The 15,231-nt window shown below is 69.8% G+C and carries 14 protein-coding genes; 8 read left to right on the top strand and 6 right to left on the bottom strand.

All coding sequences use genetic code 11. The annotated features are described in order from the left end of the window. Positions 1 to 61 precede the first annotated feature (61 nt). Together FJU31_RS00530 and FJU31_RS00525 are read left to right on the top strand one after the other, a co-directional pair. The gene (locus FJU31_RS00530; protein ID WP_150453255.1) at positions 62 to 493 is read left to right on the top strand and encodes a PH domain-containing protein; all 432 of its coding nucleotides are present in this window, start codon (positions 62 to 64) and stop codon (positions 491 to 493) included. Continuing rightward, positions 490 to 2,028, top strand: coding sequence for a PH domain-containing protein (locus tag FJU31_RS00525; RefSeq protein WP_150453046.1), 1,539 nt, complete (start codon positions 490 to 492; stop codon positions 2,026 to 2,028). Before FJU31_RS00530 ends, FJU31_RS00525 begins: the two co-directional genes overlap by 4 nt. 114 nt (positions 2,029 to 2,142) lie before the next feature. Here FJU31_RS00525 and FJU31_RS00520 read toward each other — a convergent pair whose 3' ends face one another. Continuing rightward, entirely contained in the window at positions 2,143 to 3,201 is a 1,059-nt protein-coding gene (locus tag FJU31_RS00520; protein WP_150453254.1) for a CDP-glycerol glycerophosphotransferase family protein, read from the bottom strand. Between FJU31_RS00520 and FJU31_RS00515 the strand changes: the two genes are divergently transcribed. Beyond that, positions 3,200 to 4,006: a glycosyltransferase family 2 protein gene (locus tag FJU31_RS00515; RefSeq protein ID WP_150453045.1), complete on the top strand. Its 807-nt coding sequence runs from the start codon at positions 3,200 to 3,202 to the stop codon at positions 4,004 to 4,006. The genes FJU31_RS00520 and FJU31_RS00515 overlap by 2 nt on opposite strands. An 88-nt stretch (positions 4,007 to 4,094) precedes the next feature. Here FJU31_RS00515 and FJU31_RS00510 read toward each other — a convergent pair whose 3' ends face one another. The 5 genes from FJU31_RS00510 to def form a co-directional block, all read right to left on the bottom strand. Next, on the bottom strand, positions 4,095 to 5,384 hold the full coding sequence (locus tag FJU31_RS00510; RefSeq protein ID WP_150453044.1) for an O-antigen ligase family protein: 1,290 nt from the start codon (positions 5,382 to 5,384) through the stop codon (positions 4,095 to 4,097). 109 nt (positions 5,385 to 5,493) lie between these two features. After that, positions 5,494 to 7,209: an ArnT family glycosyltransferase gene (locus tag FJU31_RS00505; protein ID WP_150453043.1), complete on the bottom strand. Its 1,716-nt coding sequence runs from the start codon at positions 7,207 to 7,209 to the stop codon at positions 5,494 to 5,496. A 22-nt stretch (positions 7,210 to 7,231) separates the two neighbouring features. Continuing rightward, a complete protein-coding gene (gene rsmB, locus FJU31_RS00500; RefSeq protein ID WP_150453042.1) occupies positions 7,232 to 8,563 on the bottom strand; it encodes a 16S rRNA (cytosine(967)-C(5))-methyltransferase RsmB in 1,332 nt (443 codons plus the stop codon). 4 nt (positions 8,564 to 8,567) lie between these two features. Then, positions 8,568 to 9,491 carry a methionyl-tRNA formyltransferase gene (gene fmt, locus FJU31_RS00495; RefSeq protein ID WP_150453041.1) on the bottom strand — a complete coding sequence of 308 codons (924 nt, stop codon included), beginning with the start codon at positions 9,489 to 9,491 and terminating at the stop codon, positions 8,568 to 8,570. Between the two features lie 121 nt (positions 9,492 to 9,612). Further along, positions 9,613 to 10,125, bottom strand: coding sequence for a peptide deformylase (gene def / locus FJU31_RS00490; RefSeq protein WP_150453040.1), 513 nt, complete (start codon positions 10,123 to 10,125; stop codon positions 9,613 to 9,615). Positions 10,126 to 10,253: 128 nt separating this feature from the next. Between def and FJU31_RS00485 the strand changes: the two genes are divergently transcribed. The 5 genes from FJU31_RS00485 to FJU31_RS00465 all read left to right on the top strand — a co-directional run bounded on the left by FJU31_RS00485 (position 10,254) and on the right by FJU31_RS00465 (position 15,033). Next, the gene (locus FJU31_RS00485) at positions 10,254 to 11,381 is read left to right on the top strand and encodes a LysM peptidoglycan-binding domain-containing protein (RefSeq protein ID WP_150453039.1); all 1,128 of its coding nucleotides are present in this window, start codon (positions 10,254 to 10,256) and stop codon (positions 11,379 to 11,381) included. A gap of 245 nt (positions 11,382 to 11,626) precedes the next feature. Continuing rightward, positions 11,627 to 12,760 carry a DNA-processing protein DprA gene (dprA, locus tag FJU31_RS00480; RefSeq protein WP_150453038.1) on the top strand — a complete coding sequence of 378 codons (1,134 nt, stop codon included), beginning with the start codon at positions 11,627 to 11,629 and terminating at the stop codon, positions 12,758 to 12,760. Positions 12,761 to 12,803: 43 nt separating this feature from the next. Then, on the top strand, positions 12,804 to 13,277 hold the full coding sequence (locus FJU31_RS00475; protein ID WP_108770130.1) for a DUF494 family protein: 474 nt from the start codon (positions 12,804 to 12,806) through the stop codon (positions 13,275 to 13,277). A gap of 39 nt (positions 13,278 to 13,316) precedes the next feature. Further along, positions 13,317 to 14,048, top strand: a complete 732-nt coding sequence (locus FJU31_RS00470) for a GYF domain-containing protein (RefSeq protein ID WP_150453037.1) — start codon at positions 13,317 to 13,319, stop codon at positions 14,046 to 14,048. Positions 14,049 to 14,103: 55 nt separating this feature from the next. After that, positions 14,104 to 15,033 carry an RDD family protein gene (locus tag FJU31_RS00465; protein ID WP_150453036.1) on the top strand — a complete coding sequence of 310 codons (930 nt, stop codon included), beginning with the start codon at positions 14,104 to 14,106 and terminating at the stop codon, positions 15,031 to 15,033. Positions 15,034 to 15,231 lie beyond the last annotated feature (198 nt).

The raw sequence follows: 15,231 nt of genomic DNA, 5'->3' as shown, positions 1-15,231 counted from the left end.
GCACCTGGACCACCTGGACCACCTGGACCACTGGCAACCGCTGCCCCGCCGTGCTGCACGCATGGCCGCGCTGGAAGGCGCGCTCGGCGGCCTGTTCGTCCCCGGCGCGCCACTGGCCGTGGCTTGGTGGTTCCTCGATCTGCCCGGCGGCCTGTGGGGCGCAGCGGTCGGCCTGCTGATCGGCCTGGTGTTCGGCGCCTGGCTCGGCCATCGGCGCCTGACCCGCACCCGCTGGCGGCTGGACGCACAGGGGCTGGGCCTGCGCCGCGACCTGATGTGGCAGCTGGAAACCCGCATCCCCATCTCCCGCGTACAGCACCTGGACCTGCGCCGCGGCCCGCTGGAACGCCGCGCGGGTCTGGCCACGCTGATCGTGCACACCGCCGGCACGCGCCTGAGCGCGGTGACCGTCAGCGGCCTGGACGAGGCCGACGCCGAGCGCCTGCGCGACACCCTTGCCCACCAGCTCGACCAGGACGCGGACGCCCTGTGACCCTGCCGCCACCCCTGCCGCCGTCGCTGCCCGACGACGGCCAAGAGCATCGCCTGCACCCGTGGTCGTGGCTGTTCGCGCTGCTGATGCAGCTGCGCCACTACCTGCTGCCGCTGGTGGCGCTGCTGGTGTTCGGCCAGCGCGGCGACCGCGACCCGATGTGGGCGCAGCTGATCCCGCTGTCGGCCATCGCCGCGCTGGTACTGGTGTCGGTGCTGCAGTACCTGAGCTACCGCTACCGCATCGGCAGCGACGCGATCACCGTGCGCAGCGGCCTGCTGTCGCGCAACCGCCGCGAGATCCCCTTCGCCCGCATCCACAACGTGGAAGTGCGGCAGAACCCATTGCACCGCCTGTTCGGGGTGGCCGAGCTGCGCCTGGAGTCGGCCGGTGGCGTGCGCCCGGAAGCGGAGATGCGCGTGCTGAAGCTGGACCAGTCGTTGGCGCTGGAACGGCTGGTGCGCCAGCGCGGACAGGCACCGCAGGCGATTGCCGGCGATGCGCCGCAGGACATCGCCAGCGACGACGACGAGCAGGTGCTGCTGCGCCTGTCGGCGTGGGACGTGGTGCGCATGGGCCTGCTGTCCAACCGCGGCTGGGCGCTGGCCGTGGCCGCCTTCGGCGTGCTGTTCCAGACCGTGCCGCGGCCGGTGATGGACGATGCCATCCAGCGCGGCGGACGCCAGGCCTTCGGTTACGTCAGCCACCTGCACCCGGGCCTGACCGGCACCCTGCTGCTGGTGGTGGCGACCCTGCTGCTGGGCTGGCTGGGCCTGCGCGTGCTGTCGGTGGTGCTGACCGTGATGCGCTACCACGGCTTCACCCTGAGCGAGCGCGAGCGCCGGCTGACGGTCTCCACTGGTCTGCTCAGCCGCACCCGCAGCAGCGTGGCACGCCGCCGTATCCAAGCCTGGACCCTGCGCGAAGGCACGCTGCAGCGCTGGTTCGGGCTGCGCCAGCTGCGCATCGACAGCGCCGCGGGTGGCCCCTCGCGTGATGATGATCGCGCCCTGCGCGAACTGGCGCCGCTGGCCCCGGCCGCCACCTGCGAAGGGCTGGTCAAGCACCTGCTGCCACAGCTGCAGTGGCCGCCGGCGCAGTGGCATGCAATACCGCAACGCGGCTGGTGGCGGCTGAGCCTGGGCAGCCTGGTGCTGGTGCCGCTGCTGGCAGCGGGCGCCTACTGGCGCTGGGGCCCGTGGGGCCTGCTGGTGCTGGGCTGGCTGCCGGTGGCGCTGCTGGTGGCGCACCGGCAGATGGCGCGCATGGGCTGGCACCTGGATGGCCAGTTCGTGGCCGTGCGCGGTGGCTGGTGGAAGCGCTGGTGGCGCTGGGCCGAACTGGACAAGCTGCAGGGTCTGCGCCTGCAGCGTTCACCGCTGGACAAGCTGCTGGGCACCGCCAGCCTGCAGCTGGATACCGCCGGTGCGCACGGCGACGTGGCGCTGGCGCTGAACTATCTGCCACGGGCGCAGGCCCAGCAGGTGATGGAGCAGCTGGCGCTGGCGCTGGCGCGGCGCAAGCTGCGCTGGTGATGGCGGGGTACATGGACACCCGCCGGTAGAGTCGACCGTTGGTCGACTATCGCGCGCAGCGCGCGGTTCCGGACAATTCATGGAGAGCAGTCGACCAACGGTCGACTCTACCCATCACCGCTGCGACGGACCCCAATACCCCAGGTCCTTGCGGATCTGCAGATCCCGCACCCAACTGCCGAACGGCTTGCGGCGCAGCACGCCCATCTCACCGGACAGGAAATCCTCGGTCGCAGCGATCACCCGCTCGCTGGAGCGGCCATCGCGGAACGGGTGGATGGCATCGGCATAACGCACGATCTCCGCCTGCAGCGCGGGCTCCGGGTGCAGCGCGCGCTGCAGCATCGCCGGCAGCTGCGTGGCCTCGTCGAAGTCGATCATGTGCGGCTTCGGCACGCGATTGCGGAAGGTCACCACCGGCTTGTGCTGGACGATGAACTCCGAAACGATCGACGAGGTGTCCGACACCAGTACGTCAGCCGCACGCTGCGCGGCCATTACCTGCTCCGGCTCGATGAAGCGCGCGTTGGCACCGGCCAGCGCGCGGTAGCGCTCGAACAATTCCGGCGGGCACTTGGGGTGCAGGGTCAGCAGCCAGTAGCGCTCACCGGCAGCGATGTCAGCGGCGATCGGCTCCAGCAGGTGCGGGGCCGCGCTCAGGCGCTCGGTGAACGTCGAGCCGAACAGGATGACCGGACGCCCACCGGCCGGTGCACGCAGCGCGGCACTCTCGCCACCATCGTCGCGGAACAGCGGGTCCAGCTTCGGCCAGCCGGTCTCGGCCACCGCGAAGTGGCCCTGCTGCTCGGCGATCTGCCGGAACGGTGCGGTGGTGGCCGGCCCCTGCGTGCAGTACAGGTCGAACATGCCGCGCACCCGGAAGTGGCCACGCGCGCTGTCGCGCTTCTCCACGTTGAAGCCATGGAACAGCTGCACCTTGGCCCCGGAGAGGAAGGTCGGCACCCAGTTGGCGGCGCTGAACACCGCGCGCGGGCGCATCGCCAGGGCCTGCTTCAGGCCGATGTCGGGCACCCCCGGCAGGCTGCTGCCGGCCGCACCGCCCTCGAACCAGGCGGCCACCTCCTGCCCGGACGCGTGCAAGGCCTGCGCCAACGGGGCGAGAATAGGCAGCGCATAGCGCTCCGTCGCAAACAACAGGTACCCGGCCATCATGTCCTCCACGACCGCTCCCATCGAACGGCCTCGCATCTCGGCGTGCATTATCGCGTTCAACGAGGCCGGGCGCATCGGCGACTGCCTGGCCTCGCTGGCTTTCTGCGATGAAATCGTGGTGGTGGACTCGCAGTCCACCGATGCCACCGTGGCCATCGCCGAGGCCGCCGGTGCCCGTGTGCTGCAGCGTCCGTTCGATGGTTTCCGCACCCAGAAGGCGTACTGCGTCGAGCAGGCCCGCTACGACTGGGTGCTGTGCCTGGACGCCGACGAACGCATCAGCCCCGAGCTGCGCACGGCCATCGAGCAGGCCCGCGACGGCGGCTTCAGCGGCCACGCCGGCTACCGTTTCGCCCGCCTCTCGGAGTACTTCGGCAGGTTCCTGCGCCACGGCAACGCCTACCCGGACCGGGTGATGCGGCTGTTCGACCGCCGCCAGGGCGGCTGGCGCGGCAAGCGCGAGATCCACGAAGCGGCCAGCGTCGATGGCAGCGTCGGCACCCTGCGCGGTGATCTCATCCACTACCCCTACCGCTCCCTGCAGCAGCAGCTGGCCAAGACCGAGAAGTACGCGCGGATGATGGCCGAGCACGAGTTCGCACGCGGCAAGCGGGCCACCCTGGGCAAGCTGGTGCTGGCGCCGGCCTGGCGGTTCTGGCGCGGCTTCGTGTTCCGCGGCGGGTTCCGCGATGGCTGGCACGGCCTGGTGTATGCCTACGTGCGTGCCAACTACGTGCGGCAGAAGACCATCATGTTGTGGATGCTGGGCAACGGCCAGGCCGTGGCCGACCCGCCCAGCGATTGATCCGGCATCCGTACCGACCAACGGTCGGCACCCACCGGTAAATCCACGCACCCACCGGTAGCGCCGGGCCATGCCCGGCGGCCGGGTGTCAGGCCTTCGCCCGATGGCGGGCGCCTTCCAGCAGTGACAGGCCGGTCAGCAGGGCGACGATGGTCACGTAGAAGCTGGCCGTCATCTGGTGGGCGAACATCGACTGGGTCAGGCCGCACAGCACGTAGGCGACGACGATCATCACCCCCGCCGCCGCCGGCCCGCGGAAGGTGACGCGTCCACTGCGCCGGTGCAGGTGGACGAACACCCACAGCGGCACGCCATACACGGCAATCAGCATCAACACGCCCGGCACGCCCTGGGTAGCGGCCCATTCGGCCACGTCGTTGTGCGCATGGCCCAGGTGGCAACGCACTTCGGCGGGATCGTCGCGGCACACCGGCACGCGCTGCATGGCGCTGTCGAAGTGGCCGATACCAACACCGGTCAGTGGATGGTCGAGGAAGGTCTGCCAGGCCACCTGCATACGCTCGACGCGCGCACCAGCGGAAGAATCGACGTCGCCCTGTTCCAGCTTCTGCACGTCGCTGTGCAGTTCGGTCAGGCGTATCTGGTGGCGCAGTTCGGGCACCGACAGCAGCAGGGTGGCGCCGATGGCCAGCATGCCGGCCAGCACCGACAGGCGGGCCACGCCGGTGCGCCAGCGCAGGCTCAGCGCCAGCACCACCAGCAGCGCCAGCAGGGCGGCGAACACGCCTCGGCTGCCGGTCAGCACGATGGTGCCGCAGCCGGCGGCCATGCCGACGATGACCAGCGACCAGCGCCGCGACGGGCGGCAGAACACCAGCAGCACCATCAGCATGACCACGATGTCGGCCAGGACGATGGCATTGGTGTTCAGTTCGGCACGCGGCGCGCCCTGCAGTACCTGCAGCAGTGACAGCACGAAGCTGCCCAGCAGGCCCACCAGCGCGCCGCGCCAGAGCCAGCGCATGTCCGGCCGCAGCGCGCAGACCCACAGTGCGATCCATGGGATGACCAGGAACCGCGAACGGTTGTCGACATCGCGCAGGCCCTGCTCGAACAGCAGCACCGAGACCAGGCCCAGCGCCACCGCCGCCAGCATCATCCAGGTCAGCGCGCGCACCGGCGTGCCGCCCATGCCCCGCGCGCGCCACAGCAGCTCCGGCGCCAGCAGGGTGCTGACCAGCAGGGTCAGCGCATACGGCAACAGGTTCACCGATACGGTCAGTACCAGTGCCGGCATGCAGAACAGGCCGATCTGTGCGATCCAGTGCGCAGCGCCAAGGCGACCGCCGTCAGGCACGGGCAGCGGTTCGGCGCGGGTGGGGCTCAGGTTGTCCGGTGAAACTGGCACGTCGGGCATGATCGCTGCGGTGATGCGGAAGAAAACGGCAGCCGTGTGGCAAGCCGCCCGCCTGATGTTTTACTGGCTTTGTGCACGCTTGGGCAGTCTGGACAAGTCGCCGGCCACGTTATTGCTCGTTCCTCTGCAACCGCCGTTCACGTTTCAGTTCGGCTTCGCTGGGCACGCAGGGTCCGTGTACCGCCGATGCCGGCACCAACCACCAACGGCGACGGTTGGCGACACCGGCCAACACCGCGCCATTGCGGTCCACGCAGCCCAGCAGCACGTCCTGCTGAACCAGCAGCCAGCGCCGCTCCGGCGACAGCTGCTGCCACTGCACCCCGGCCTGCAGCTGCTGATGCCAGGGCACGTTGAAGCCGAAGGTCGCCGCCGGGCGCCCGGCCATCAGCAGGTTCTGCTCCTTCCAGGCCACCAGGCCCAGCTCGGCATCGGCCCCCAGGCGCGCATCGACCGAGCGCATCAGGCCCCGGGCCGAACTGGAATCGTTCAATACCGGGTAGCCGACCAGGCTGTACAGCACCCAGACCACGGTCAGCATCGCCACCAGCGCCACGTGCCGCCGCGTCGGGCCGAACAGCAGCAGTCCGGCCACGCCCGCGCCGCCCATGGCCAGCGCCGACCAGGCCATCGCGTCCATCGCGCCCGGGTCCAGCCCGCGCTCCAGTACCAGCCGCGCCTCGAAACCGGGATTGCCGAGCAGGGCAGACGCACCGGCAGCCAGCGTCCCCAGCGACAGCAGCAGGGTGAACCCACCCAGCACCCACTGCACATCGCGCCGGCGCAGCAGGCCCGGGATCAGCGGCGCCAGGGCCAGGCAGAACATCGGCAGCGACGGCAGGATGTAGACATCGCGCTTGCCGTGCGGAAGGGAGAAGAACAACACGATCAGCAGCCACCAGGCCAGCGGCAGCAGGTAGCGCGGATCACGCCGACGCAGCCGCCGACGCCACGCCGGGATCGCCCACGGCAGGGCCAGGAATGCCGGAATCCACATCGATGGCATCGTGCCCAGGAAGTACCACCATGGCTGGTGGTGGTCCCACGACTGCACGTAGCGCTTGGCCGTCTGCCGGAACAGGATGTCGTCGAGGTAAGCCTGGTACTCGCCCGATTTCGTCGCCAGCGCGGTCATCACCATCGGCACCAGCCACAGCGCGACGGCCAGCACGAAGGCCAGCGGCGCCAGCCAGAAACGCAGGTCACGCGCATGCAGGCGCACCCGCGGCCAGTGCAGCGCCGAGGCGATCGCCGCCGGCAGGATCATCAGCAGCGCGAGCACGCCCACGCCCTTGGTGATGACCCCGATACCGGCGAAGAACCAGCCGGCCCACCACCAGCGCCACGCCGGCCCCAGCAACAGGTGCCGCAGCAGCCCGTAGTTGGCCAGGGTGACGAACAGCACCACCAGCGGGTCGATCTGCGCCTTCTTGGCCTGGAAGGTGAACTGCAGCGCGAACAGCAGCGCCCAGCCGGCATACAGGCCGACCCGGCGCGTCCACAGCCGCCGGCCCAGGTCGACCACGCACCAGAGCGTGCCCAGCGCGGCGATCAGCGAGGGCAGCAGGAAGGCCACCCGCCAGTTGCCGATCACGCTGTACAGGGTGGCCTGCCACCACATCAGCATGGGCGGCTTGTCCGAATACAGCTCCAGCCCCCGATGCGGGAACAGCCACTGGCCGCTGTCCACCATCTGCTTGGCGACCAGGGCGAAACGCGGCTCGTCGGACGGCCAAGGGTCGCGCAGTCCGAGCCCCGCACCCAGCACCAGCAAGGCCATCACTACGAACAACCACGTCTCGCGTGACGCGCGGGGTTTCAGCATGGGAACTCGGACAGCGACGGGGTCAGGCTGTTTTTAGCAGACGCGCGTAGAAGAAACCGTCAGCATCGTCTTCACCGGGCAGGCGCTGGCGGGCGATGCCCTCGCAGTCCAGGCCGAAAGCGTCACCCAGCGGCGCCGCCTGGGCGTCCGGATGCCACTTCAGGAAGGCGCGCACCTGGTCCACGTTCTCCGCGCGCAGGATGGAACAGGTGGCATACAGCAGCACGCCGCCGGGGCGGAGCATCGCCCAGCAGGCTTCCAGCAGGCGCGCCTGCACCCCCACCAGCGCCTCGATGTCCTCGGCACGGCGGTGGAACATCACGTCGGGCTGGCGGCGGATGACGCCGGTGGCCGAGCACGGGGCATCCAGCAGGATGGCGTCGAACGGGGTGCCATCCCACCAGGCCGCGGTATCGCTGGCATCGGCCACCTGGGTCTGCACGTGTTCGCCCACGCCGGTACGGGCATAGGTGTCCTTGGCCCGGGCCAGGCGCCGCGCATCGATATCCAGCGCCAGCAGGCGCAGGCTCGGGTCGCGTTCCAGCAGGTGCGCCGACTTGCCACCGGGGGCGGCGCAGGCATCCAGCACCCGTGCACCGGCCGGCGGCGCCAGGGCATCGGCCGCACACTGCGCCGACAGGTCCTGCACCGACAACGCGCCGTCGGCAAAGCCCGGCAGCTGGTTCACCGGGCTGGGCTCGACCAGGCGCAGCGCATCGGCGCTGAGCGGGCTGGGCTCGGCGGCGATGCCGGCCTCTGCCAGCGCGGCCAGCGCCTTGTCGCGGCCACCGAGCTGGCGGTTGGCGCGCAGCCACAGCGGTGCCGGCTGCAGGCTGGCGCTGAAGATCGCCTCGGCCTGCTGTGGCCAGTCGCGCTCGACCGCCTCGGCCAGCCAGGCCGGAAACGCGTCGCGCGCGGGTTGTTCAGGGAAGCCCTCGCGCTGCGCACGGCGCAGGATGGCGTTGACCAGGCCGGCCTGGCGCTCGCGGCCAAGCGCGCGCGCCGCATCGACGGTAGCCGACAGCGCCGCATGCGCGGGCAGCTCCAGCACGTCCAGCTGGGCGAAACCGACCATCAACAGCGTCCGCAGGTCGGCATCACGCGCCGACAGCGGCTTCTGCATCCAGGCCTGCAGCGCGGCGTCATAGGTGCTGCGACGGCGCAGCACGGCGAAGCACAGGGCTTCCAGCAGCGCGCGGTCGCGGGTATCGGCCAGCTTGGGCAGTGCCCAGGCCAGTTCGGCCTTCAGCGAACGGCCACGGGTGAATACCTGGGCCAGCACGCGTGCCGCCAGCATGCGGGTGGCGGCGCCCGGCGCGGCCTTGGCAATGGAAAAATCGTTCTGCTTCGACACCGGATTACGCTCCCACGCGCAGGTCGCGACGCGCATTGAGGTAGTCGGCGGCGGTGATCGCTTTGCCGCCCTCGCGCTGCAGTACGCGCAGGCGCAGGGCGCCCTGCCCGCAGGCAATGTCGATGCCTTCACGGCCGGCGGCCAGCACCGTGCCCGGGGCCTGGCCGTGGGCCAGGTCCAGCGCCACCGCGCCATGGATGCGCACGCGCTCGCCGGCCAGCTGCGCTTCGGCGATCGGCCACGGGTTGAACGCGCGCACGGTGCGCGCCAGCGCCTGCGCGTCCTGCGCCCAGTCCAGCTTCGCTTCGGCCTTGTCCAGCTTGTGCGCGTAGGTCACACCCTGTTCCGGCTGCGGCCGCGCGATCGGCTTGATGCCCGCGCGCAGCAGGCCCAGGCCGTCGGACAGCACCTGCGCGCCCAGCGCGGCCAGCGCGTCATGCAGGTCGCCACCGGTGGCGGTGCCGGCAATGGCCAGCTCCTGGTGCAGCAGCACCGGGCCGGAATCCAGGCCAGCTTCCATCTGCATCAGGCACACGCCGGTGGTGGCATCGCCGGCCTGGATCGCGCGCTGGATCGGCGCGGCGCCGCGCCAGCGCGGCAGCAGAGAGGCGTGCACGTTCCAGCAGCCGTGGGTCGGAATGGTCAGCACGGCCCTGGGCAGGATCAGGCCGTAGGCCACTACCACCATCAGGTCCGGCTGTAGGTCACGCAGCTGCTGCTGGGCGGCCGGGTCCTTCAGGCTTTCCGGCTGGTAGACCGGGATGCCACGGGCAACCGCTTCGAGCTTGACCGGCGACGGTGCCAGGCCACGGCCACGGCCGGCCGGGCGGTCCGGCTGGGTGTAGACGGCCACGACCTCGTGATGGCGCGCGGCCGCGCGCAGCGACGACACCGCGAATTCCGGCGTACCGGCAAAGACAATCCTCATGGCTACCCCACTTGCAGGATGGATACGTGCAGAAAGAACAACGGCGCCGTCGGCCGGCGCCGTGCAGCCCGCGCGGGACGCGCAGGCAGGGGCCACCGCGAAGGGCGGCCCGCGATGGCGGTCAGGCCACGTGCTTGCGCTGCTTGGCCAGCTTCTTGCGGACCATTTCGCGCTTCAGCGGCGACAGGTAGTCGATGAACAGCTTGCCGTCCAGGTGATCCATCTCATGCTGCACGCACACCGCCAGCAGGCCGTCGGTGGTGAGCTCCTGCGGCTGCCCCTGGCGGTCCAGGAACTTCACCGTGATGGAATCGGCGCGGGTCACGTCAGCGAAGATGCCGGGCACCGACAGGCAGCCTTCCTGGTACACCTGGCCCCCGTCCCTGGCGACGATCTCCGGGTTGATGAACACCCGCGGCTCGTTCTTCTCTTCGCTCACGTCGATGACCATGAAGCGCTTGTGCACGTCCACCTGGCTGGCGGCCAGGCCGATGCCGGGAGCGTCGTACATGGTCTGGAACATGTCGTCGAGCAGGGTCTGGAAGGCCGGGGTGGTCACCTCGGCGGCGTCGATCAACGCAGCCTTGGTACGCAGGCGCGGATCGGGGAACTCAAGAATGGGGAGCAGGGCCATGGCTGTTTCCGGGTTGGGGCCGGGGATACGCCGGCATACGTCGCAGATTCTATCTGCAACGCTTGCCTTGCGCCCCGGTTTCTGGACTATAGTGCGCGAACCTGTTGGGGAATCAGGGCTTCGCACCTATGTTGCTTCGTTTTCGTACGGTCGTCGCTGCGGCGATGCTGACCGTGGCTGCCTATGCTACCGCCGTTGAAGTGAATGGCGGGCACCCGGACACCTACGTGGTCCGCAAAGGGGACACGCTGTGGGACATTGCAGGCCGTTTCCTGCAGAAGCCCTGGCTGTGGCCGGAGATCTGGCAGGCCAACCCGCAGATCGCCAACCCGCATCTCATCTACCCGGGTGACGTGCTCAGCCTGGCCTATCTGGACCGCGTGACGGCCCAGCCCGGCCCGCGCACGGAAGCCCCGGTCACCGGCGTGCCGCTCTCGGAGGTCGAACCCTTCCTGAAGCAGCTGAGCGTGGTCGACAGCATCGACCAGCTGCCCTACGTGGTCGGCCTGGAAGGGAACCGCCTGCGCGCCACCAGCGGCCAGGCCGCCTATGTCCGCCTGGCCGATGCCCAGGTCGGCCAGCGCTGGGCCGTGGTCCGCCCGACCGTGCGCTACGGCCAGCCCAAACCGACCGAGGACCTGACCGCCAACGGCGACGTCACCCCGGGCAGCGGCAACCTGTGGAAGGCCTACAACGCGCCCAACCACCGCCGCGGCGTGCTGGGCTATGAGCTGGCCCAGGTCGGCCTCGGCACCATCACCCAGGTGGTCGGCGGCAGGACCGAAGCCTCCACCCTGATGCTGGACGCCAACGGCGACGGCCGTGAAGTACGTGCCGGTGACCGCCTGGTGCCGGTGGAGGCCCAGCCGTACGACCTGCAGTTCTTCCCGCATGTGCCCGCCGCCAGCCTGGAAGGCCTGGACGTGCGCGTGCTGGCCGTTGCCGACATGTTCAATGCCGGCGGCCCGCGCGACGTCATCGCCATCTCCGCCGGCCGCAGCCAGGGCGTGGACAACGGCACGGTGTTCTCGCTGTGGCGCCAGGGCAGCCATGTCGCCCACCGCATGAAGTACCCGAACTCCTCGCGCATGGACGATTCGCCGTCCACCGGTGCGGGCCGGGTCAGCCTGCCGGACGAATACGCCGCCCACGCGATGGTGTTCCGCACCTTCGACAACGTCAGCTACGCGCTGGTGATGCAGGGCGTGAAGCCGGTGAACGTGGGTTACAGCGCCCAGCACCCGGACGCGAAGTAGAGTCGACCATTGGTCGACTGCTCTTCGATCCGTCCGCGGTAGTCGACCAAGGTCGACTCTACCCAGCTGGCGGCCCCGGTAGAGTCGACCGTGGGTCGACTGCTCTCCGACCCCCCGCGAAAACCCCGCGCTGCGCGCGGTAGTCGACCCACGGTCGACTCTACCCGCCCTCGGCGGACTACCCTGACAGCAGTATGCGAAGGCGCCCTAGGGCGGCTTCGTCGCCCGTGGCCGATAGTCGGGCGATGCCTGATTCCACCTCTGCCCCCGATGCACTCGCCCGCCTGGTCCTGGCCGGCGGACCGCTGGCGCCCCGCCGCGCCCTGCTGCTGGCCAGCGGCGATGCCCCCGCCGCGCTCGCCCTGGGCGTGGCCGGCTGGCGCGCGCACGGTTGTTCCGCCGAACAATGCGCCGGCCTGCAGCAGCCCGATCCCGCAACGCTGGCCACCACCCTGCGCTGGCTGCAGCACCCCGGGCAGCAGTTGCTGGGCTGCTCCGATCCGGCCTTTCCGCCGTTGCTGCAGGACATCCCGCAGCCGCCGCTGGCACTGTTCGTGGCCGGCGACGCCAGCCTCGCCTGGCACCCGGCGGTGGCGGTGGTCGGCAGCCGCTCGCCGACCCCCACCGGGCGTGCACTGGCGGCGCGCTTCGCCACCTGCTTCGTCGAGGCCGGCCTGGCGGTGACCAGCGGGCTGGCCGCCGGCATCGATGCCGCCGCCCATACCGCCGCACTGGATGCGGGCGGGCGCACGGTGGCGGTCATCGGTACCGGCCCGGACCAGGCCTATCCGCCCGGCAATGCCCGCCTGCAGGCCCGCATCGCCGCAGAAGGCGTCGTGCTGAGCGAGTACCCGCCGGGCACCCCGGCGCGGGCGGGGCAGTTCCCGGCGCGCAACCGGCTGGTGGCTGGCCTGGCCTTGGCCACGGTGGTCATCGAGGCCGCCCAGCGCTCCGGGGCGCTGATCACCGCCCGACTCGCCGCCGAGGCCGGGCGCGAGGTAGGCGCGGTTCCCGGTTCGGTGCTGAACCCGCGGGCGGCCGGCTGCCATCGGCTGATCCGCGAGGGCGTGGCCCTGGTCGAACGCCCCGAAGAGGTACTGGAGCTGCTGGCCCCTGCCCTGCGCCAGCAACTGCCCGGCTTGCAAAGCCGCCTTGCCACCCCCACTGAACAGGCATCGCCGGCAGACCTGCCGGACCGGTGGGCGAACGACCCTGACTACCAGAGCTTGTGGCGGGCACTGGACCTCAACCCAAGCGGTATGGATTCATTGATCACGCGTTGTGGATTGACGGCGCCTGAGGTGTCCTCCATGCTGCTGGCCATGGAACTGGCGGGAATCGTGGTGTGCGTACACGGCCGCTACTGTCGAACTCCCTAGTTTCTTCACCTCCACAGCGTCGCGCGACGCAGGCCGAGGGGCAATGAAAGAGAGCATTCTTGACGTACTGTTGTACCTGTTTGAACACTATTTCAGCGAAGATGCTGACCTGATCCGTGACCGCGACTCGCTGCAGAATGGCCTGATCCAGGCCGGTTTCAGCCCTACCGAGATCAACAAGGCCTTTGACTGGCTCGATGCCTTGGCTGCCCAGCGGCCGAGCGTGGCGCAGGCCCGGGTCGACGGCCCCGTGCGCATTTTCCACGGCCCCGAGTTGGACAAGCTGGATGTGGAGTGCCGCGGTTTCCTGCTCTATCTGGAACAGCACGGCATCCTCGATGCCGACCAGCGCGAGCTGGTGCTGGACCGCGCCATGGCCCTGGACCAGGACGAACTGGACCTGGACGACCTGAAGTGGGTCGTGCTGATGGTGCTGTTCAACCAGCCCGGCGCCGAGGCGGCGTATGCCTGGATGGAAACGCAGATGTTCATGGACGAGCCAGAACCCCTGCACTGACCGTACACTTGGGGACCAAGCGCATTCAGGAGCGTCCCCGTGAGTGAGTGGTTTCACGCCCAAGGCAACCGCCAGCAAGGCCCGTTGCCGGCGGAGCAGTTGATCGAGCTTTTCCGCAGCAACGAAATCACCCTGGATACCCTGGTCTGGCGCGACGGGCTGCCGCAATGGCAGCCCCTGCGCAGCGTGGTCGACGAACTGGGGCTGATCGTGCCGGCCGTCGATGCACCGGCAAGCGCGCCGCCACCGCCGGTGGCCCCGCAACCGCCCATCCTGCCGCCGGAAGCGCCTTACCACGCCGGCGCCAGCACGGCGTTGCCGCCGCCCAGAAAGGGCCTGTCCGGCTGCGCGCTGACCGCCATCATCGGCGGCGTCGCCCTGCTGGTCCTGGTGCCGATCCTGGCCATCCTGGCCGCGATCGCCCTGCCCGCCTACAACGACTACGTGATCAAGTCCAAGGTCGCCGGTGCGATTACCGCCCTGCAGCCGCTGAAGGAACAGGTCCAGCGCTTCGCCGACGACCAGGGCCGCTGCCCGGGCGCCAACGACGCCGGCTTCCCGGAAGCGGGAAGCTTCGCCAGCCAGGGGCTGTCTGCCGTGCACATCGGCCGCTTCAACAACGGCCATTGCGGCATCGAAGCCACCCTGGCCGTGCCCGGCAAGGCGATCGACGGCGACCTGCTGTGGCAGGAATACGACCGCGACAGCGGCCGCTGGGAATGCACCGGCGAAAGCGACAACAAATACCTGCCCGTGCAGTGCCGCGGCTGAGCCGCCGGCCGCGCAGGCAGCCTGACTTCCAAGGATGACCCAACAGGGGAACGCAATGACTGAGTGGTATTTCGCCGAAGGACAGCAACGCCAGGGACCGTTTCCGGTCACCGAGATCCGCCAGCGCTTCCAGCGCGGGCAGCTGACCCTGGACACACTGGTGTGGCGCGAGGGCATGGGTCAGTGGACCGCCCTTCGCCAGGTCGTGGACGAACTGGGCCTGCAGACCCTGGCCGAGGCCAGCGACAGCAGCGCCGCGGGCGGCTTCGACCTGCGCGGCGACTATGCCGCCATCGACAACGGCACCGCCCCCCTGCCGGGCACCGGCGCACTCAGCAGCTCGCCCTACAGCGCCCCGGGCGCGGCCAGCGGCCACTACAGCCAGGCCGTGCAGGGCGGCGAGGTGGTCTATGCGGGCTTCTGGAAGCGCTTCGCCGCCTACCTGATCGACTATTTCATCCTGCTGATCCCCAGCTGGATCATCGGCATGATCCTCGGTGTCGGCATCGGCGTCGGCATGGGCGCGGCAGGCGGTGGCGATACCGCCACCGGGCTGGTCGCGCAGCTGGTCAGCGGCCTGGCGGGCCTGTTCATCTCGCTGGCCTACTACGGCTGGTTCCATGCGTCTGCTGGCGGCGCCACGCCCGGCAAGATGGCCATCGGCATCAAGGTCGTGCGCGGCAACGGTGAGCGCCTGACCTTGGGCCGCAGCATCGGCCGCTACTTCGCCACGATCCTGAGCAGCATCATCCTGTGCATCGGCTACCTGATGGCCGCGTTCACCGACCGCAAGCAGGCCCTGCACGACATGGTCTGCGACACCGTCGTGGTCGACCGCTGGGCCTACACTGACCAGCCGCACCTGCAGCGGCGCGAGCTGGGCACGGTGACCGTGGTGATGCTGGTCATCGGCGGCCTGCTGGTGCTAGGCGGCCTGATCCTCGCCGTCGTCGCAGTGGGCGTGATCGCCAACATGGCCAGCTGAGCCTGGCCGGCGGCACCGGCAGGTGGCCGTCATCACGCCCCACCCCTTGACAGGGGCCTTCCGGGCGTGATTCCTCTAATAAGGAAACCTGAACGCCCGGCACACTACCGGGCGTTCAGTTTATGGATTTGCCCGTGGCCGCTTCACTAATGCGGCCGTTTGCTCCACCCTAGCGGCCCCTTACCCCGGTCCGCCCAC

It is taken from the genome of Stenotrophomonas cyclobalanopsidis, assembly GCF_008710035.1.
GTDB lineage: Bacteria > Pseudomonadota > Gammaproteobacteria > Xanthomonadales > Xanthomonadaceae > Stenotrophomonas > Stenotrophomonas cyclobalanopsidis.
The sequence above is the reverse complement of the archived record's forward strand: the minus strand, read 5'-3'. Positions and strand labels throughout refer to the sequence as shown.